The organism is Halomonas campaniensis, assembly GCF_002211105.1.
GTDB classification, from domain to species: domain Bacteria; phylum Pseudomonadota; class Gammaproteobacteria; order Pseudomonadales; family Halomonadaceae; genus Vreelandella; species Vreelandella campaniensis_A.
On record NZ_JPUA01000003.1, the window covers coordinates 254,804 to 274,542 of the forward strand.

19 protein-coding genes are annotated in these 19,739 nt (G+C 54.8%); 18 read left to right on the top strand and 1 reads right to left on the bottom strand.

Annotation, left to right across the window (positions count from 1 at the left end):
• Positions 1 to 105 precede the first annotated feature (105 nt).
• The 18 genes from JI62_RS02390 to JI62_RS02475 all read left to right on the top strand — a co-directional run bounded on the left by JI62_RS02390 (position 106) and on the right by JI62_RS02475 (position 17,413).
• Positions 106 to 636, top strand: a complete 531-nt coding sequence (locus JI62_RS02390; protein WP_088698626.1) for a YceD family protein — start codon at positions 106 to 108, stop codon at positions 634 to 636.
• A 35-nt stretch (positions 637 to 671) separates the two neighbouring features.
• Positions 672 to 842 (top strand): 50S ribosomal protein L32, encoded by a 171-nt coding sequence (gene rpmF / locus JI62_RS02395; protein WP_007114757.1) that lies wholly within the window; start codon positions 672 to 674, stop codon positions 840 to 842.
• A gap of 44 nt (positions 843 to 886) precedes the next feature.
• Positions 887 to 1,903: a phosphate acyltransferase PlsX gene (gene plsX, locus JI62_RS02400; protein WP_088698627.1), complete on the top strand. Its 1,017-nt coding sequence runs from the start codon at positions 887 to 889 to the stop codon at positions 1,901 to 1,903.
• Between the two features lie 114 nt (positions 1,904 to 2,017).
• Complete coding sequence (gene fabD / locus JI62_RS02405) at positions 2,018 to 2,977, top strand: ACP S-malonyltransferase (protein WP_088698628.1); 960 nt, start codon at positions 2,018 to 2,020, stop codon at positions 2,975 to 2,977.
• Positions 2,978 to 3,035: 58 nt separating this feature from the next.
• A complete protein-coding gene (fabG, locus tag JI62_RS02410; protein ID WP_088698629.1) occupies positions 3,036 to 3,779 on the top strand; it encodes a 3-oxoacyl-ACP reductase FabG in 744 nt (247 codons plus the stop codon).
• A gap of 124 nt (positions 3,780 to 3,903) precedes the next feature.
• The gene (acpP, locus tag JI62_RS02415; RefSeq protein ID WP_008956801.1) at positions 3,904 to 4,137 is read left to right on the top strand and encodes an acyl carrier protein; all 234 of its coding nucleotides are present in this window, start codon (positions 3,904 to 3,906) and stop codon (positions 4,135 to 4,137) included.
• A 192-nt stretch (positions 4,138 to 4,329) separates the two neighbouring features.
• Positions 4,330 to 5,568 carry a beta-ketoacyl-ACP synthase II gene (fabF, locus tag JI62_RS02420; protein WP_088698630.1) on the top strand — a complete coding sequence of 413 codons (1,239 nt, stop codon included), beginning with the start codon at positions 4,330 to 4,332 and terminating at the stop codon, positions 5,566 to 5,568.
• A gap of 6 nt (positions 5,569 to 5,574) precedes the next feature.
• Complete coding sequence (gene pabC / locus JI62_RS02425) at positions 5,575 to 6,387, top strand: aminodeoxychorismate lyase (protein WP_088698631.1); 813 nt, start codon at positions 5,575 to 5,577, stop codon at positions 6,385 to 6,387.
• Positions 6,388 to 6,450: 63 nt separating this feature from the next.
• Positions 6,451 to 7,458 carry an endolytic transglycosylase MltG gene (gene mltG / locus JI62_RS02430; RefSeq protein WP_088698632.1) on the top strand — a complete coding sequence of 336 codons (1,008 nt, stop codon included), beginning with the start codon at positions 6,451 to 6,453 and terminating at the stop codon, positions 7,456 to 7,458.
• A 48-nt stretch (positions 7,459 to 7,506) separates the two neighbouring features.
• A complete protein-coding gene (tmk, locus tag JI62_RS02435) occupies positions 7,507 to 8,160 on the top strand; it encodes a dTMP kinase (protein WP_170938462.1) in 654 nt (217 codons plus the stop codon).
• The gene (locus JI62_RS02440) at positions 8,151 to 9,137 is read left to right on the top strand and encodes a DNA polymerase III subunit delta' (protein ID WP_088698634.1); all 987 of its coding nucleotides are present in this window, start codon (positions 8,151 to 8,153) and stop codon (positions 9,135 to 9,137) included. The genes tmk and JI62_RS02440 overlap by 10 nt, the downstream gene beginning before the upstream one ends.
• A gap of 53 nt (positions 9,138 to 9,190) precedes the next feature.
• Positions 9,191 to 9,526 carry a PilZ domain-containing protein gene (locus tag JI62_RS02445; protein ID WP_088698635.1) on the top strand — a complete coding sequence of 112 codons (336 nt, stop codon included), beginning with the start codon at positions 9,191 to 9,193 and terminating at the stop codon, positions 9,524 to 9,526.
• A gap of 93 nt (positions 9,527 to 9,619) precedes the next feature.
• The gene (locus JI62_RS02450) at positions 9,620 to 10,465 is read left to right on the top strand and encodes a TatD family hydrolase (RefSeq protein ID WP_088698636.1); all 846 of its coding nucleotides are present in this window, start codon (positions 9,620 to 9,622) and stop codon (positions 10,463 to 10,465) included.
• Between the two features lie 24 nt (positions 10,466 to 10,489).
• The gene (locus tag JI62_RS02455) at positions 10,490 to 11,062 is read left to right on the top strand and encodes a DUF1285 domain-containing protein (protein ID WP_088698637.1); all 573 of its coding nucleotides are present in this window, start codon (positions 10,490 to 10,492) and stop codon (positions 11,060 to 11,062) included.
• Positions 11,059 to 13,269 (top strand): ATP-dependent helicase, encoded by a 2,211-nt coding sequence (locus tag JI62_RS02460; protein WP_088698638.1) that lies wholly within the window; start codon positions 11,059 to 11,061, stop codon positions 13,267 to 13,269. Before JI62_RS02455 ends, JI62_RS02460 begins: the two co-directional genes overlap by 4 nt.
• Positions 13,270 to 13,429: 160 nt before the next feature.
• Positions 13,430 to 14,659 carry a porin gene (locus JI62_RS02465; protein ID WP_088698639.1) on the top strand — a complete coding sequence of 410 codons (1,230 nt, stop codon included), beginning with the start codon at positions 13,430 to 13,432 and terminating at the stop codon, positions 14,657 to 14,659.
• Between the two features lie 11 nt (positions 14,660 to 14,670).
• Positions 14,671 to 15,108 (top strand): phosphate ABC transporter substrate-binding protein, encoded by a 438-nt coding sequence (locus JI62_RS02470; protein ID WP_088698640.1) that lies wholly within the window; start codon positions 14,671 to 14,673, stop codon positions 15,106 to 15,108.
• A gap of 109 nt (positions 15,109 to 15,217) precedes the next feature.
• Positions 15,218 to 17,413: a putative bifunctional diguanylate cyclase/phosphodiesterase gene (locus tag JI62_RS02475; protein WP_240513104.1), complete on the top strand. Its 2,196-nt coding sequence runs from the start codon at positions 15,218 to 15,220 to the stop codon at positions 17,411 to 17,413.
• A 90-nt stretch (positions 17,414 to 17,503) separates the two neighbouring features.
• On the opposite strand, the gene JI62_RS02480 is transcribed toward JI62_RS02475, so the two are convergent.
• Complete coding sequence (locus tag JI62_RS02480; protein WP_088698642.1) at positions 17,504 to 19,168, bottom strand: electron transfer flavoprotein-ubiquinone oxidoreductase; 1,665 nt, start codon at positions 19,166 to 19,168, stop codon at positions 17,504 to 17,506.
• Positions 19,169 to 19,739: the final 571 nt, after the last annotated feature.

Below are 19,739 nucleotides of genomic sequence, written 5' to 3' on the forward strand. Positions count from 1 at the left end.
GTTGGCTGTTTTTTGAGATCTATGCGGGTTATTTGTTGAGGAAGCCATGAAAAATATACTGACAGCTTTGACACCGGCAGGGGGAGTGCCTATCATTGCGCGCCTATGTTGACCTCACAACTCCCCAGTCGGGTGGAGCCTTATAAGCTCGCAGCCCGCCACGAACGAATCGAAGGCTTGGTAGCGCTTGATAAGCTGCCGCGCCTTGCCGAAGAAGCGGGTGTCCAAACCGGCGACTGTCATGTCGTGCTCGAGTTTGGCGTCGATGCTCAAGGTCGTCGTGAAATTCGTGGCCACTTGCAAGCGACGTTGGCGCTTGCCTGCCGACGCTGCCTGGTGCCGCTGCCTCAAGAGGTAAGCAGTGACTTTCTGCTTGGGATGGTTACTGACGAAGCCTTAGCGGCCGAGTTGCCTGCCAGTCATGAACCGGTGCTGGTGGAAAAGGAACAGTTGGATCTTCTGACGGTGATTGAGGATGAGTTGATTCTCAGTCTGCCTCAGGTGGTTTATCACGATGAAGCCGAATGTCATGTCTCGGCGGAGCAGCTGGTCAGCAAAACAGAAGGCGCGGCGTCGGAAACAGCGCCAGCGACGAACCCTTTCGCGGTGCTAAATGTCTTGAAAGGCAAAAAATAAGCACCCTTTACCTTAATACCTTGGAGTAAACACCCATGGCAGTTCAACAGAACCGTAAAACTCGTTCCAAGCGCGGCATGCGTCGTAGCCACGATGCGCTGACCGCTCCGACGCTGTCCCAGGACAAAGAAACCGGTACCACTCACCTGCGTCACCACGTTTCACCAGACGGTTTCTACCGTGGTCGCAAAGTGGTTGAGGTATAAAGCTTCAATTGCATTATTAAGCGGCTAAACGGGCTCAGTGCGGTATGCGCTTAGCGATTGATGTAATGGGGAGTGACCAAGGCCCTCATGCGATTATCGCAGGCTCTGCCAGGGCAGTGGTAGAACATCCCAGCCTAGAACTGATTCTGTTTGGCCCGCGTCAGCAGATTACTGCTGAGCTTTCGCGCTTGCCGCAGCCTCTGGCTGCGGCAGCGTCACGTTTGGTGGCGCGTGATTCGCCCGATAGTGTGTTGCCGGGGGCAACGGCTGCCTGGGCGTTGCGCAGAGGCCAAGCGACCAGTATGGCGCGCATGCTGCGCTGTGTCGCCCAGGGCGAAGCAGTGGCGGGTGTAAGCGCGGGTAATACGGCGGCGCTTGTTGCCTTGGCAAGGCGCGAGCTGGGTATGGTCGAGGGGATTTCTCGACCGGCGATCAGTACCGCGATCCCTGCACGCCAAGGGCGTCGCTGTTATCTACTGGATCTGGGCGCCAATGTGGATTCTCCTGCCCATCGTTTGGTCGATTTTGCGCAGATGGGGGCGGCGATGGCGCAATGCGTTGATGGCACGGCGGTGCCGCGTGTGGCGCTACTCAATGTTGGTGCAGAAGCCACCAAGGGGAGCGTTAGCGTGCGTGAAGCTGATCGTCTGTTGCGTGAGTATGCCAATGATAGTGCTTTCGACTATCAGGGCTATGCTGAAGGTGGCGATCTGTTTAAAGGTCAGCTTGATGTGGTGGTGTGTGATGGCTTTGTGGGCAATGCTGTCCTGAAGGCCAGCGAAGGTTTGACGAGTATGCTGGTTGAGCGCGTGCAGATGGCTTTTGAGTCGCGTCTTAGCGGGCGTTTAGCAAGCCTACTGGCCAAACCTGTGTTAAAGCGTTTGAAGCAAGAGCTCGATCCCGTACGTTACAACGGAGCCAGCTTGTTAGGGTTGCGCGGTATCGTGGTGAAAAGTCACGGCAGTGCTCATGCCGATGGTTTCTACTACGCTATCCGGCGCGCTCTGCAGGAAGTGGAGCATAATTTACCTGCGCGGATCGCAGGTCGCTGGCAGCCATGATCAGATAATAAATATTGACTTTTTTTGCGGGTTTATTAGGTGGCATCAGGATGTGCCAATAATCTCGCCTATCGCTCATATGAGCAAATGCCTACAAGAGCAAAGGTGAACGACATGTCTCAACCCCTTGCCCTCATTTTTCCCGGGCAGGGCTCTCAGCAGCTTGGAATGCTGCGAGAGCTTGCCGAGCGCTACAGTGTGGTGGGAACGACATTTGAGGAAGCGTCGGATGCTTTGGGCTACGATTTGTGGAAAGTCGTCCAGGAAGGCCCCGAGGAATCGCTTAATGCAACCGCTTGCACCCAGCCTGCGCTGCTCTCTGCAAGTGTTGCTATTTGGCGCGTGTGGCAAGAGCTGGAAGGCCCGCGACCGACGGTGATGGCTGGCCATAGTCTAGGCGAATACAGTGCTATGGTGTGTGCTGGTGTTATGAGCTTTGCCGAAGGTGTCAATTTAGTGCGTTTGCGTGGAGAAGCGATGCAGGCCGCGGTGCCCGCTGGCGAAGGCGGCATGGCAGCAATCCTGGGGTTAGCAGACGATGCGGTTGAAGCCGCCTGCGAAAAGGCTGCCCAGGGCGATGTTGTTTCAGCGGTCAACTACAACTCCCCAGGACAAGTGGTGATAGCGGGCTCGAAAGTGGCCGTTGAGCGGGCTATTGTGGCTTGCCAAGAGGCCGGGGCCAGGCGCGCCATGGCACTGCCTGTTTCCGTGCCCTCGCACTGCGCGCTAATGCGTCCAGCGGCTGAGCGGCTGGCTGAAGCGATACATACCATTGAGCTGCGGGCGCCGCGCTACACGGTGATCCAGAATGTCGATGCTCAGGCCCATGCCGACACCGCGACATTGAGTCGACGCCTCGTCGAACAGCTCTATCTGCCGGTGCGCTGGAGCGCCTGTGTTGAAGCAATGGCAGATCAAGGCGTGGAGGTATTTATTGAGTGCGGGCCAGGAAAGGTGTTGACTGGCCTCAATAAGCGTATCGTGAAGGGTAGTAAAGGATTGGCGGTGAATGATCCCGACAGCCTGGAGGCTGCGCTTGAGCTGGCGCGTGAAACGTTGGCTGATAAGGCGTGACCAAGGAGAGGTGACTTTCGCTATCCTTGCTTGATTATACGGTTAGAGGCAGAACGTTATGACACAAGAGAGTAGAGTTGCTCTGGTAACAGGAGCGAGTCGCGGTATTGGGCAGGCCATTGCGCACGAGCTAGGTCGCCAGGGCCGCATTGTCATCGGTACTGCGACCAGCGAGTCAGGTGCTGAGAAAATTGATGCCGATTTGAAAGAGCACGGCATTGAAGGGGCCGGTCTGTGTCTTAATGTGACCGACCAGGCCAGCATCGATAGCGTGTTGAAAACCATTACCGAGCGCTTTGGAGCGCCGACTATTCTGGTTAACAATGCCGGTATCACCCGTGACAATTTGCTAATGCGAATGAAAGAGGATGAGTGGGACTCCGTTATGGATACCAACTTGAAATCTGTCTATCGTGTTAGTAAGGCGTGTTTACGGGGTATGACCAAGGCGCGTTTTGGGCGTATTGTGTCAATCAGTTCTGTGGTGGCAACCATGGGCAACTTGGGTCAAACTAACTATGCTGCAGCCAAGGCCGGTATGGAAGGTTTCAGCCGAGCACTGGCGCGTGAGGTCTCCTCCCGTGCGATCACAGTTAACGCAGTGGCGCCGGGCTTTATTGCGACTGATATGACTGAAGCACTACCCGAAGCACAGCATGAGATGCTGCTTAAGCAAATTCCGTTGGCCCGTTTAGGGGCACCGGAAGAGATCGCCGCAGCAGTGGGCTTTTTGACCAGTGATGCAGCCGGTTATATTACCGGCGAGACGCTTCACGTGAATGGCGGCATGAATATGCGTTGATGGCCTTGGGCCTGGCGGTTGCGTCGATCCAAGGGCGTCTATAAACTACCCCGCAGCTTTTGGCTTGCGGTTTCCAAATAGCTGGTTATCAAAAACGGCTAATGTGAACGACTGGAGTAGGTTAATGAGTACTATTGAAGAGCGCGTGAAGAAAGTTGTAGCAGAGCGCCTGAACGTTAAAGAAGAAGACATCCAAAACAGCTCTTCTTTTACAGAAGACTTGGGTGCTGATTCGCTCGACACCGTTGAGCTGGTAATGGCTTTGGAAGAGGAATTCGATACTGAAATTCCTGATGAAGAAGCTGAGAAGATCACCACGGTTCAAGAAGCCATCGATTACGTGAACGCCCACCAGTAAGGGCTGCGTCGATGCATCGAACCAGGGTGGGGTGCTAGCCACCCACCTTAAAAGCCGTCCTTTCCCAGGGCGGCTTTTTTGCTTTGCAGCCACAATGCTAATAACGTTCAATCTCCGTTATACTGTTGACCAAATTTAAGCAGCAAATGACCCAAGTGGGTCGCGTCACCATGGATGCCTGGAGGAAAGCTGATGGCACGGAAAAGGGTAGTGGTAACTGGGTTAGGCCTGGTGACCCCAGTGGGTAATAGCGTTGATGAGTCGTGGGCCAACATTGTGGCCGGTAAAAGCGGTATCACACCTATTGAGCATTTTGACACCAGCGGTTTTAACACCCGTTTTGGTGGGTCAGTCAAAAATTTTGATATTAGCCCGTATCTGAATCCAAAAGATGCCCGCAAGATGGATCTGTTTATTCAGTACGGCATGGCAGCCGGCGCACAGGCGGTAGAAGACTCCGGTATTGAGTGCACCGAGGAAAACGCCGATCGTATCGGTGTAGCTATTGGCTCAGGCATTGGTGGCTTACCCATGATTGAGCACAATCACAACGCGCTGAACAAAGGCGGTGCCCGCAAGGTATCGCCGTTCTTTGTACCCGGCTCTATCATTAATATGATCTCAGGCAATATGGCGATTCAGCACGGCTTTAGAGGCCCGAACATTGCCATTACGACTGCCTGCACCACGGGTACCCATAATATTGGCTACAGTGCGCGCACTATCGCCTACGGCGATGCCGACGTGATGATCTGTGGCGGTGCCGAAATGGCCACTACGCCGCTAGGGCTGGGTGGCTTCTCTGCTGCGCGCGCACTCTCTACCCGCAATGATGATCCCCAAGCGGCAAGCCGTCCCTGGGATACTGACCGCGATGGCTTTGTGCTCTCCGACGGTGCTGGGGTGCTGGTGCTTGAAGAGTATGAGCACGCCAAGGCGCGGGGAGCCAATATCTACGCCGAGCTGGTGGGCTTTGGGATGAGCGATGACGCTTATCATATGACTTCGCCCCCAGAAGATGGGCGTGGCGCTGCGCTCTCCATGCGCAATGCGATTAAAGATGCCCAGGTTGATGTCTCTTCGGTTCACTATATCAACGCCCATGGCACCTCCACCGCGGCAGGCGATCTGGCTGAAAGCCGCGCCATTGAAAACGTTCTGGGTGACGCTGCAAACAGTGTGGCAGTGAGCTCGACCAAGTCGATGATTGGCCACCTGCTGGGCGCCGCAGGCGCAGTGGAGGCGGTGTTTAGTATTCTGGCTATTCGTGACCAGGTTGCGCCCCCCACGATTAATCTGGATAACCCGCAGGAAGGCTGCAACCTGGACTATGTGCCGCATACCGCGCGGGATATGCGCATTGATATGGCGCTTTCGAACTCCTTTGGTTTTGGCGGCACTAACGGTTCGCTACTGTTTAAAAAGGTGTAGTGGGCTATGTTGCCGCCTGCGTTATCTGATGATCAGTCGGTGCCGTTTGATGATCGTGGGCTGGCGTATGGTGATGGCATTTTTGAGACGGTGCTATTGCGTGATGGTGCCCCCGTGCTGTGGCGCTACCATATGGCACGCCTGGCGCAGGGCTGTCAGCGGTTGGGAATACCGTTACTTAGCCAGGAGGTGCTTGACGCCACTTGGCAAGGCGATCCCACTGCTGAGTTCGAAGTGCTTAAGCTGATACTGACCCGGGGTAGCGGTGGGCGTGGCTATGCACAGCCCGAGCAGGTAACGCCGCGGCTGCTCAGTCGTCGAACGCCGTTTCAACCGTCGGTTAAGCGCTGGCAGGAAGGGGTGACGGTTCGACTTTGTGACTTGCAGCTTGCCCGTCAGCCTCGCTTGGCAGGTATCAAGCACTTAAATCGACTGGAGAACGTACTGGCCCGTCGGGAGTGGAACGATGCCACTATTGCTGAGGGGCTGCTCGCCGACAGTGAAGGCCTGATCGTAGAAGCTACCAGCATGAACGTTTTTTGGCAGCAGGCGGGGGAGGTGTTTACGCCTCAGCTTGACCAGTGCGGTGTGGCTGGAACGCTGCGCGCGGTGTTGCTTGAAGAGGGGGCCGTCGCTGAGGATGCATTGACGCTTGATCAACTCGCTGATGTCGAACGGCTATGGGTGGCCAACTCTGTCCAGGGGGTATGGCCAGTCACTAAACTTCTTTCAGCGAGTGGCTCGCTGCTGCAGCGCTGGTCGCTGAGTCACTCTGACCCATTCCAGCGCTTGGCGCATCAGCTATTGGGTGTTGTTTAAGTGGCCCTGTTTTTTTGAGATATCGTTTGTTGAGATATCGCCCTGCAATTTTCTAGAGGTGTCATGGTGAAACGGTTATTAGCCGCTTTATTGGTGTTAGTGGTGGTCGGGGCTGCAACTGCGGTAGGCGGTTATTTCTACTGGCAGAGCCGATTAGAGGCACCGCTTTCAATTGATGAGCCAATGCTTTACCAAGTGCCCTCTGGTGCAGGCTTTAATCAGGTAGTGGCGCAACTGGAAGAGCAGGGCGTGCTTGAGGATGCCTGGGCGTTTCGTTTGTTAGCGCGCGTTGAGCCGGAACGTGTGCCGCGGCTGCGTACTGGTGAGTATCAGCTGTTGCCGGATATGAGCGGACTGGAAATGATGGCGCTGCTAGGTAGCAATCAAGTGGTTACCTACTCGCTGACCATTCCTGAGGGGTGGTCTTTTCGGCAAATGCGCGAGTTACTCAATTCCGCGCCGAAACTCGAGCATCGTACCGCTGAGTTGAGCGATGCAGAGGTGATGACGCTTCTCGACCGAGAGGGCACCTTTCCCGAGGGTTGGTTCTTTCCTGATACCTACCGCTATCATCTGGGGATGAGCGATGTTGATATCCTGCGTCAATCACTGGAGCGGATGGAGCGCATTCTGAAAGAGGTGTGGGAGGAGCGGGCGGACGACCTAACCATTGAGACTCCCTACGAGGCGCTGATCATGGCCTCGTTAATCGAACGGGAAACCGGTGCGCCCGAGGAGCGGCGCGAAATTGCTGGAGTGTTCAAGCGCCGCATGGAGCAGGGCATGCGCCTGCAAACCGACCCGACGATTATTTACGGTATGGGTGAGCGTTATGAAGGGCGGATTACCCGCGCCGATATCCGCGAGGCCACACCGTATAATACATATGTGATTGACGGAATGCCGCCCACGCCGATTGCCATGCCGGGGCGCGCCTCCTTAGAGGCAGCGGTGAATCCATTGCCTGGCGAGACGCTCTATTTCGTTTCCCGTGGGGATGGTACACACCACTTCTCGCGTACGCTGCGGGAGCATAACAATGCTGTTAATCGCTATATCCGCAATCGCTAATCGCCACGACACATCACCAATGATTGATGACCACTGTAAGGGAGCATGATGAGTAAGCGTGGACGCTTCATTACGCTGGAAGGCGGCGAAGGCGTAGGTAAATCCACCAATGTGGGCTTTGTCGCCGAGTGTTTGGAAGCCGAGGGGCTGGAAGTGGTGCGTACCCGTGAGCCGGGCGGTACCGATCGTGGTGAAGCTATTCGCGCACTGCTACTGGATCCTGCCCCCCAAGAGCCGCTGCACGTTGATGCTGAGCTGCTGCTAATGTTCGCCGCGCGAGCGCAGCACTTGGCGGAAAAAATACTCCCCGCCCTGGCGAGAGGGGCTTGGGTAGTATGTGATCGCTTTACCGATGCCACCTTTGCCTATCAGGGCGGGGGGCGGGGCATTCCCAAAGAGCGTATCGCCGTGCTGGAGAATTTTGTTCAGCAGGGGCTCTCTCCCGATTTAACCCTACTGCTCGATATGCCCAAAGAGGCTGCAAGACAACGCTTAGAGTCGCGCCTGCGTGATCGCCATGAGCAGCTTGATCGTTTTGAACAGGAGCAGGCTGACTTTTTCCAGGCCGTGCGGGATGGCTATTTGGCACGAGCGGAAGAAGCGCCCGAGCGCTTTGCGGTGATCGATGCACAATACACCCTGGATAAGGTACAAAGCCAAATCCGACAAGTCCTATTAACAAAGGTCGCGGCATGGCGTTAACCGGCGTAATGCCGTGGCACCAAGCCACGTGGCAGCATTTGACTCGCTTAGCTGATGGTGGGCGTATGCCCCATGCGCTGCTTATTCACGGCGCCCACGGCGTGGGTAAACAGCAGTTGGCGGAGGCGTTAATTGCCCGAACGCTATGCGCTTCACCCGCGGATCAAGCCTGTGGCCACTGCCATAGCTGCGCGATGCTGGCATCGGGTTATCACCCGGATCTGCTGCGAGTCTCGCCTGAAGAGGGTAAGCGTCAAATCCGCATCGACCCGATTCGCGAAGTTAATCGCTTTGTCTCACAAACCGCCCAGCAGGGTGGCTATCGAGTAATTGTAATTTCGCCTGCAGAGGCAATGAACATTGCCGCCGCTAATGCGCTGCTTAAAAGCCTTGAGGAGCCCGGTGATAAGACGCTGTTTATTCTGCTCTCAGACGTGCCCTCGCGCATGTTGGCGACGATTCGCTCTCGCTGTCAGCAGTGGTCACTGCCCAGCGTCGACTTTGAAGCGTGTCGTGGCTGGTTGATTGAGCAATTGGGTAGCGCCGATGAAGCCTACTTCTGGTGGCAGGTGGCGGGAGGGCTTCCGCTGCTGGCCGTGGAGCTGGCCGCACCAGAAGAACGCGCCCTGCGCCATCAGATTCATGACAGTTTTGAGCAATTGGTGCGGGGTGCAGAGCCCGTTTCAGAGGCGGCCCGCCTGGATCGCCAAGTGATAGATGCCATCTTATGGTACGGTATTGCCTGGCTGGAAGACCTGATTCGTCTCGGTTTATCCGGTAACGGAGAGGTATTGCATAATCCCGATTTAGAGCCGCTTTATCGCCAAGCGGTCAAAAATGGTCGTGTTCAGGATTGGTTTCGTCTGCTCGATTATGCCCGTGAACAGCGGCGCTTATTGGCAGTGGGGGCAAACCCAAATCCCCAGTTAGTACTCGAGGCGTGGTTGGTGCGTTGGGCAGCGCTATTGCGTTCATAGCGGTATTTAACCCTGTTCCCCACGGCTGTTCAAAACAGTTCAGCGAGGTCGTCATGGCAACTCAGAAAGCGCTCTCCCTTACCATTCCTGATGTGCCGACACTGCTTTCTGCCTATATGCCTTTTTTGGAGCGTGGGGGGATGTTTGTTCCCACTCAGACTCCCTATGCGCTTGGCCAGCAAGTCTTTTTACTGCTCACGCTGCCAGGTGAAAGCGAACGCCTTTCGATCAGCGGCCAGGTGGTGTGGGTGTCGCCAGAGGGAGTGAGTGGCCGCCGAATGCCAGGCATTGGTCTCCACTTCAGCCAGCAGGACTATCCGGTGCGTGACCGCATTGAGACGCTGCTTGCCGGTCAATTGGATAAAGCGGCCCCGTCCTTCACGCTCTGAACTGCCTGGTTATGATCTAGTCGTTATGGCCTATCTGTTTTGACTCCCTTGTTTTTAACAGTCTGCTAAAACCCATTTATCGTCGAGAGCCGTATGTTTGTCGATTCACACTGTCACTTAGATCGTTTATCCGACCAGACCCATGGGGGCGACATTGCGGCCACCTTGGCCGCCGCTCGTGCTGCCCACGTCAATCAGTTTCTTGCTGTGGCGGTTACGTTAGACGATATGCCCCAACTAGCGGCCATTGCCCGGGAGCATCACGATGTAGCGATTTCGGCTGGCTTGCACCCCTTGCACCAAAGTGACAGTGAGCCCAGCGTCGCGGATATAAAAGAGGCCGCTGAGCGCTATGGCGCGGTGGCGATTGGTGAGACTGGCCTGGATTACCACTACCGCGACAGTGTGCCTGTCGAGATACAGCATGAGCGTTTCAAGCGTCACTTAATCGCCGCACGGGAGCTGGAACTGCCGGTGATTATTCATACCCGCGAAGCCAAACAGGAAACTTTGGCCTTGCTACGTGAATACAGCGACCCACAGGTGGGCGGTGTATTACACTGTTTTACTGAAGACTTGGTGATGGCTCGTGAGGCGGTGCGGCTGGGTTTTTATATCTCACTGTCGGGCATTATTACCTTTCGCAATGCTGCATCGCTGCGTGAACTTGCCCGTCAACTGCCGCTTGATCGTCTGTTGATTGAGACCGACAGCCCTTACCTAGCGCCTGTGCCCTATCGCGGCAAGCCCAATGAGCCCGCCTGGGTGGTACAAGTGGCGGAGTGCATTGCCCAGGAACGGGGCATCAGTGTCGATGAAGTCGCCATGCAGACGACTGCCAACTTTTATCAGCTCTTCCGTGCCGCGGCGCCCGATGCTCCGGAACACGTTAGAGAGGCGCTGGCAAACGCTGGGCTTTTATCGCCCAATGCGCTTTGAATACGCTCAAGCGAGGTGGGCGAGATGAATATTGATCGATTGCTCCAGCAAGGTGGCGGAGAGGAAGAGTGCGCTGGGCCTATTCCTCCCCTCGATGAGTGGCGGCCTGCGCTCTCTGGCGATATGAATATCGTCATTCGCGCCGATGGTAGCTGGTGGCACGAAGGGCAGCCGTTTGCCCGACCCAAGGTGGCACGTCTATTGGCCACGCTGCTGCGCCTGGATGACGAGGGGTATTGCCTGGTCACGCCGGTGGAGCGCTGGCGGATAAAGGTCGAAGACCTGCCACTGGTGGCGGTGGAGGCCAACTTCCGTGACCGTGACTGGTGGTTTACCACCCAATTTGACGACGTTGTGCGCTTAGATGCGGAGCACCCGCTTTCTCTCAGTTTAACCCCCCAGGGTGATGTTGTGCCGCAACTAACGGTGCGGTTTGGGCTCGCTGCGCGCCTGCACCGTAATGTCTTTTACCAACTGGTTGAGGCAGCTAAAGCCCGTGATATAGGCAATGGCCAGAGTGAACTTGGCGTAACGAGTGCCGGGCAGTGGTTTGTGCTGGGGCAGATTGATGATGAGTTGCTTGGCGAGGCGCCGTGAAGTTAACCGCTGAACAGCAAGCTGTGGTCAGTCACCAGGCTGGACATGCGCGGGTGGCGGCAGTGGCTGGTGCAGGCAAAACCACCACCATGGCTGCGCGGGTGCTGCATCTATTGGCTAACGGGGTTCCGCCAAAGCGTATTCTGGTGCTGATGTTTAACCGCTCAGCAAAGGATGATTTTCAGCGCCGGTTAGCCTCCATGGCACCTGCCGGGCAGGCACTGCCGGATGTGCGCACTTTTCACTCCCTGGGCCACCGCTTGACCATGAGCCTGTGCCGCTGGGGCGCACTTCCGCCCCGCCAGTTGCTATCTGCCGATTGGCAGTTGGAAAGGCTGCTTCGTCAAGCGAGCCTGAACGTATTGCGGGACGCTGTCGAACGCCGCGATGCTGCCCTGGAGGGGGATCGGCTGGAAACCTTGGCCCATTTCTGTGGCTTGGTGAAAGCAGAAATGATCACCCCCGAAGCACTCTATGAGCGGCTAAATTTCGACCCGGATACCGACTACTTTCCAACGGCGTTTGCCGAGGCGGAGCGGCTATTAGCAGCGGAAGGCGTTATGACCTATGCCGATCTGCTCTATCGTCCACTGCTGGTGTTAGAGGGAGATAGTGCCCTGCGAAGCCGTGTGGAAGGGTTTCTCGACCATGTGATTATTGATGAGTATCAGGATATCAACGCCGCTCAGCAGCGTCTGCTATCCGTGTTGGTAGGTAGTCATGCCGAGGTAATGGCAGTGGGCGATGCCAACCAGTGTATTTATGAGTGGCGCGGTGCCAAACCCGACACCATGCTGGAAAATTTCACCGCGACCTTTGGCGAAGCCACTGACTACCCGCTGTCGACTACCTTTCGGCATGGCCATGCCCTGGCGCTGGCCGCTAATCATGCCATTGCCGCGAATCAGCGTCGTCCCAACCAGCTGTGTCTGGCCGCAACCAATAACCCGGAGACGCGTGTCTCGGTGGGGCAGGGAAGTCGTTTGCTGCTTGATGCGTTAGTGGATTGGCAGGCTCAGGGGCGAGCGTTTAACGAGGCCAGTCTGCTGGTGCGCAGCTGGGCGCTATCAGTGCCGTTTCAATTGGCGCTGTTACAAGCCGGGATTCCGTTTCGGCTTCAGCGTGAGGATCGTTTTGTTTTTCGTCTACCGCTGGTTCAGGCCCTGGCGGGGTATTTAAAGCTGTCGCGTCGTCCTGATCTACTGCGCGACCCGCAGCAGCTGTTACTGCTGCTTGCACAACCCACCCCCTTCGTTGCCCGTGAGCATCTGCAGCGACTCGCCTATCAGTTGGCTGCTACCCAGCAGTGGCCTGTACGAGATGATCCCCTGTTAACGGCGTTAAAGCCCATACAGCGGCGTACGCTAAAAAAACGCTGGCTGCTGCTTTGTGAGTTGCCCCAGCTAAGTGCTTGGCCGCCCGCCAAGCTTTTACGCCACGTAGTGGAAAGTATTGATGCTGAAAAAACGCTTAAAAGAGCCGCCGCGCGTCGGGATAAAGGCGAAGAAGACGTACGTTTGCTCGATGTGTTGATCGAACAGGCGCAAAGCGTGCAGGATCCGAATGCTTTTATCGAACTGCTTGAGCGGCCGGTAGAGAACCAGGCAGGCGGTGTCCTGATCAGTACCGTTCACGGCGCCAAAGGCCTTGAGTGGCCGCTGGTGGCGGTGGCTGGGGTTAACGAAGAGGACTTTCCCCACTATAGCCGCGACAATCCACTCAGTGATGATCGTCTGGAGGAGGAGCGTAGGCTCTTCTACGTCGCCATTACCCGTGCCCAGGAGCAGCTTTTAGTGCTCCATGATGGCGGCGTGCACCGGCCTAGTCGCTTTATTGCCGAAAGCGCCTGGCAAGACAGCATGCGGGTAGCCTCCTGCCTGGCCAGTGCCAGCCCGCCAGCGGCTTCGCTGCAAGTGACGTCGGTGGCGTTGGTCAAGCGCTATCTAACCCGGCTGGGGCGCGATGATATTGCGTTAGCACCGGCGCAGATTGAAGAGGCCAAAGTAGGCTATTCGGGAGATGCCCATTTTTACCCCGGTCAGCGCCTTCTTCATGCGGTATTTGGCGAGGGTGAAGTGGCCGCCGTAGAAGGCAGTAGCAGCGATCCAGTGATTGATGTGCGCTTTGACCAGGCCGGGCGAAGGCGGCTTATTGCCCGCCGGGCACCCATTGAGTTGCTGGAAAATGGCTCAACGCTTGCGGGATAAGTCGTTGATTCAACGCTAAGACACACTCTTTCACATTTGCCGTCGAATTAAGCTTTAGGGTTGTTTGACTTAGCATGGCCCTGCCGATTTAATACCCACACTCCTACCGAGCTAATACTCCACAGCTCATAGCATATAACTAATCAAATAGGGAACGGGCATGGTAAGGCAAGCCACCTGGCTCTGCGCCATTTTGATCGTCACCCAAAGCGGCGCCTTGCTTGCCGACAGCGGTCTGCCTAACCTGGAATTTAATGGTTTTGGCACGCTAGGGGTCGTTCGCTCTGACGAGCGGAATGCTGACTTCGTTGCTGCCCCCTTTGTCTCAGAAGGCGCGGGGTATAGTCATGACTGGAGTGCTGAAGTTGATAGCCGCTTAGGGCTCCAGGCTACGCTGCGCATGACGCCTCAAATCTCCTCGGTTGTTCAGGTGATCAGCGAGAAGCGACACGATGGTTCGTTCGCACCTGATATTGAGTGGGCGAATGTTCAATACGATTTTACTCCTAATCTTAGCTTCCGCGTTGGGCGTATGGTTCAGAGCTCGTTTATGTCTTCTGAGCACCGCAAGGTTAACTACGCCACCCCTTGGATTAGGCCTCCACAAGAAGTCTACCGTTTACTCCCGGTGGCTAATTTCGATGGCGTTGATGTGCGCTATCGATACCCAGTAGGGAAGACTTCCAATGAACTGCAGATGAATTTTGGTGGTGGCAGCGTTGATTACTCAACGGGTAGTATCGACGCCAGCGATTCCTGGGGCGTTTCTCACCGTACTCATTGGGGAGATGCCACCCTGTTTGCCAGCTACGGCGAACTGAAAGTAAGCGCAGATGAACTCTCACAATTCTTCGATGTTTACCGCCTCTTTGGTCTACCCGGTGAACAGCTTGCTAGCCGCTACGAAGTTGATGGTAAGCGTACGAGCCTGCTGAGCTTAGGAGTAGGTTATGACCCCGGGTCATGGTTTGTTATGGGCGAGTGGGCACGCTCTTCGTCTCCTTCTCTGCTAGGTGATAGTGAAGGCGCCTACATGACATTCGGTTACCGCATTGCCGAGTGGACGCCCTATGTGGGTGTAGCGCGAGCAAAAGTCACCAGTAATACGTCAGAGTCGGGATTGAATGCTGCCCTGTATCCATCGCCCTTTGCAGAAGGCGCCCAGCTACTTAACGGGATATTGAATGAGCTGCTATCCAGCGGAATGCAGCAAGAGAGCATAACGGTTGGGGCACGCTGGGATTTTAGGCCAGGTATGGCCCTAACGGCCCAGTATGATCACATCGATATGCGTTCAGGGTCATCCGGGGGGCTGATTAATCAACAGCCCGAGTTTACCCCAGGTGAACGTATTAACTTGTTCAGCCTTGCGCTCGACTTTGTGTTTTAAGGAGAGTGGCAATGTTTAAACGCTTCATTGCGTTCGCGACCAGCCTGTTATTGGCATCCGGGCTGAGCCTGTTTTACCACCCAGCGTCAGCCGAGGTATTGGTGGTTGTATCAGCTGAAGCGCCTGTTACTCGTCTTACTCTCAGCGATTTAAGAGATGTTTATTTAGGGCGCCGAACGCTAATAGTCAATGGAGTAGAAGTAGTGCCCTTGGATCTCACTGAAGGTACGGCAGCGAGAAGTGAATTTTACACTCACTACACAGGGCAAACTCCCGCGCAGATCAAGGCGCACTGGGCCAGGCAGATATTCACCGGACGAGGGCAGCCGCCCCAGGCACTTACCAACAGTCTTGCAGTGGTAGAGCGGTTAGTCAGCGATGCAAAATCCCTAGGCTATATAGACTCCTCTTTTCTTGATGAGCGTTTGCGAGTGGTGACAATTGAGTAGCCTCAATGATCAAACAGACCCAGAACAGGGCAGTCCATCCCGAACCTTGATTAATCGATGGTCACATCATCTTGTCGAGCCATTTGTACTATTCAGTATAGTGGCCTTTATGATGCTGCTGGTGATATGGGGCAGTACTTATTTTTTAGTCAATAAAGAGCGTATGGTCATTGAGCGCCAGGCTGAGCTGTCTGTGAGTGAAATAACCGACACCTATGAGGCGCGTGTTGTCAGAGCTTTGCGGGAAATCGATACGGCACTGAAATTAGTTCGTTTTACCGCCAATAGCAGTGATTACGCGAACGTGCTTGGTGTGTTAAATGAGCAGCGGTTACTGCCGCCTGCTCTGCTATTCACCATCAGTATTGTTGATGCACAGGGCAGGATTGTTGAAACGACTGATTCAGGACGGCTTGGGCAGCGCCTAACGCCCCCTTCGCAAGCAGTGCTGGACGATGATTACTTGGCCGTTTGGGAGACGGATGCTTATCAAGCAAAACAGCTGACTTTTGCTCGGCCGTTAATGTCCCAGACAACATCTGAGGAAGGGGCAGGCACGGGGTGGGTGGTTATCGCTATTGATGCGAATTACTTTGTGAGCAGTTACGAAGTGGATTCTTTGGGGCAGCAGGGGATGCTGGCACTTGTTGGTACGGGTGGCGAGGTACTTGTCAGGCGCACCGGAGAGGTTACCTACTCAGGCGAGCTGATGGATATAACGGCTTGGAAAAGTAGCACTCTGGATGCTGTAAGTGCCCCCTTTCTGACCCATTGGCAAGGTGTCGAGCGCTACACGCTGGTACGCCAGCTGTATGATTTCCCATTATCTATCGTCGTCGGGTTGTCTGCGCAGGAGCAGTTGGCCGCGGCTCAACAGCTGGCGCGAAAATACTGGCAGCGGGCCGCTTGGACAAGCGGCTTGCTGCTGATCATTCTGTCTATACTCGCCCGTCTAAGCTGGCAGCTTCAGCGGGCGCAGCAGCGGGTAATGGAAGAGCGTGTATTGCACGCCCAGCAGGTTGAGCACTTGGCTTTCCATGACACGCTAACCGATTTGCCTAATCGAGCTTTTTTGAGCCACTGGCTTACCCAGTCTGTGAAGCTTGGCACCCGCCATGATGAATCCTTTGCGCTCCTTTTCTTGGATCTTGACCGCTTTAAGTTAATTAATGACACCTTAGGGCATGATGCCGGAGACCACCTGCTGCAAGAGGCGGCAAGACGGCTTACCGCCTCAGTGCGAGACAGCGATTTTGTCGCTCGGTTAGGCGGGGACGAATTTGTCATTATTTTGAGCAGGGCCAGCCGCCGAGATCAGATTGAGCCAATAGCCCAAAAAATTCTATCCGCTGTTAGAGACCCTTTTATGCTGGCGGGCCAGGAGTGTCATGTCTCGGTCAGTATTGGTGTTTCGCTGTACCCGTTTGACGGGCTTGATGAGCAAACATTAATGAAAAGTGCTGATATGGCCATGTATCAGGCGAAGCAACTGGGCAAAAACACTGTCCAGTACTATACCGACGAATTAAGTGCGGAAATGGATGTGCGCTTAACCCTGGAATCTGGCCTGCACCGGGCACTTGCCGGTCAAGAGTTTAAGCTGTTCTTTCGGTCAAAGCATGACATCGAAGCTGGCAACACGCTTGGCATGGAGGCTCTATTGCGCTGGCAGCATCCAACACTTGGCCTGCTTGAGCCCGCGCAATTTATGCCCCTGGCTGAAGAGAGCGGTTTGGCAATGCCTATCGGTCAATGGGTGCTCGAACATGCCTGTAGGCAAAACATGCTTTGGCAGCATGAAGGTTTTCCTACATTAACCATGGCGGTGAATATTTCAGCACGCCAATTTTATGACAATGGCTTTGTTGAAAGTGTCAGCGACGCATTAACGACAACCGGTATGGATCCGAGGCTGCTTGAGTTAGAAATTACCGAGAGCATGCTGCTACAGGATGTTAACCGTACGGCGAGTATTTTTGCAGAGATCAAAAAACTGGGTGTCAGGATCGTGGTTGACGATTTTGGCGCCGGGTATTCGTCTTTATCTGATTTAAACGTATTACCAGTAGACGCTTTAAAAGTCAGCTCTTGTCTAGTTAAGCGTTTGTCAGGGACACGTCATGACCAGCAGTTATCTTCATCAGTCATTGAACTGGGCCAGCGTCTCAGCCTCCAGGTGTTTGCGAAGGGAGTCGCCTCCCATGAGCAGGCGCGCTTCATTCGTAGCCCCTCTAGTCACCATTTCCACGGTTTTTATAGTTATAGACCATTATCCTTCGAGGAGAGCCGTCTGGGGAAGGAGTAGTCGCTTGGATCACTTGTGTTAGTGAAGCACTGCTTACCCTTTTATAGCCAATGCAGGGCAAGCAGTGTGCGTAGTTTTAAACCTACTCTCTTACATATTGGGATAGTTGGGCCCGCCACCACCTTCGGGAGCTACCCAGGTAATGTTCTGAGCAGGGTCTTTGATATCACAAGTTTTGCAGTGCACGCAGTTTTGGAAGTTAATCTGAAAGCGTGGCTGTCCCGCGCTATCTTCCACTACTTCGTAAACCCCAGCCGGGCAGTAGCGTTGCGCCGGTTCTGCGTATTTAGGCAGGTTTTCGCGGATTGGTAGCTCAGGATCATCCAGGCGCAAATGGCACGGCTGATCCTCTTCATGGTTAGTGTTCGATAGAAACACAGAGGTAGGCTTGTCGAAGGAGAGCTTGCCGTCCGGTTTGGGATAGTTAATCTTTTCAAACTCGGCTGCCGGCTTGAGGGCACCATGGTCGGTGGTGGTGTCATGGACATTTGGTAGTTTGTTGCCCAGCAACTGATGAGCAAAATTATACGCTCCACCGCCCACGGTGCCATATTTATGGATCGCGGGACCGAAGCTGGCGCTCTCTTTAAGCTCTTGGTAGGCCCAGCTGGCTTCCCATTTCTGGGTAAAGCTCGTTAGCTCCTGGGCGCCTTCATCGCCCCCTTTGATCGCCTCAAATACGCTCTCCGCAGCAACCAAGCCAGACTTCATGGCGGTGTGCAGGCCTTTGATCTTGGAAAAGTTGAGGGTGCCCGCATCGCAGCCAATCAATAGCCCGCCGGGGAAGGTCATTTTAGGCAGGCTGTTAAAGCCCCCCTTGGTAATCGCTCGGGCGCCATAAGCCACGCGCTTGCCACCCTCCAAATACTGACTAAGTACCGGATGATGCTTCATACGCTGAAATTCGTCGAAGGGCGAGAGCCACGGGTTCTGGTAGCCCAGATCCATAATCAAACCCACCACCACCTGCTGGTTTTCCGCATGGTAAAGAAACCAGCCGCCGTGAGCGTTTTTATCTAATGGCCAGCCAGAGCCATGCAACACGAGCCCAGGCTCGTGCTTGTCGGCAGGCACATCCCACAGCTCTTTAAGGCCAATACCGTAGTGCTGTGGGTCGCGACCTGCATCCAGTGAGAAGTCTTTGATTAACCGCTTGCCCAAATGCCCCCGCGCGCCTTCGGCAAACAGCGTGTACTTGGCACGTAGTTCCATGCCCGGCATATGGCCATCCTTGGGGGTGCCATCGGCGGCGACGCCCATATCGCCAATCAGAATGCCGCGCACGGCGCCATCTTCAATAATAACTTCTTGGGCGGCAAAGCCTGGGAAGATTTCTACCCCGAGGCCCTCTGCCTGTTCGGCCAGCCAGCGGCACAGGTTGCCTGCACTGATCACGTAACGGGTAAGGTCGCCCCCGGTGTTGTGCATGCTTTTAGGTACCAAGGCGTTAGGTACTTTTTGCGCTTTTTCGGCATCTTTGAGCAAATAGACGTCGTCGCGAATCGCCGGCGTATTGAGCGGTGCGCCACGCTCCTTCCAGTCAGGAAATAGCTCCGCCAGTGCACGGGGTTCAAACACCGCGCCGGATAAAATGTGCGCGCCAACCTCTGAACCTTTCTCAACGACACACACCGTGAGTTCTTGCTCAGCCTCATTGGCTTGCTGCATCAGTCGGCATGCAGCGGAAAGCCCGGATGGGCCCGCACCGACAATGACGACATCAAAGTCCATTACATCGCGTTCAACAGTTTCCACCCGGTTTCTCCTTACTCTTTTTTAAGCGTCAACTTTTACAAAGCTAACCCTAAGTTAGGGCTAGGAAACTAGCTTATAAAAAGTGATCTTAATTTAAAACGGTCGTTTGCTTCTGGTTATGCCCCATGATAGGCATAATACCTGTGTCAGGTCACGCCTACGATGGTGAAAGGGGTATTTATTGGCTGTATGCTTTGCTTACCAGCGTTCAGTGCTACGACTAAGGCCGTAGTGGACGATGAAGCATTAGCTATTGTCGCTTTATGGCAGGCTATGGCAAATTGATAAGGTTTTTCAATTGTGCACCTATCAAACGCTCGATTGAATTTGTATATTGGATTTAAAAGCGCCGCCGTTATCGTTGGCAGCGCCTGTATTGGGGCACGCGAATCGTTGTTGAGAGATTGCCAGTCAGTCTTCAATACACCACACATCTTAAAAAGGGGTATCCGCTGGGCGGGTGCCGTCTCAGGGTAACGGCTTTACACAAGCCAAGCGAGGAACCTATGAAAGTACTCGTCGCGGTGAAACGCGTCATCGACTATAACGTCAAAATCCGCGTTAAGGCGGA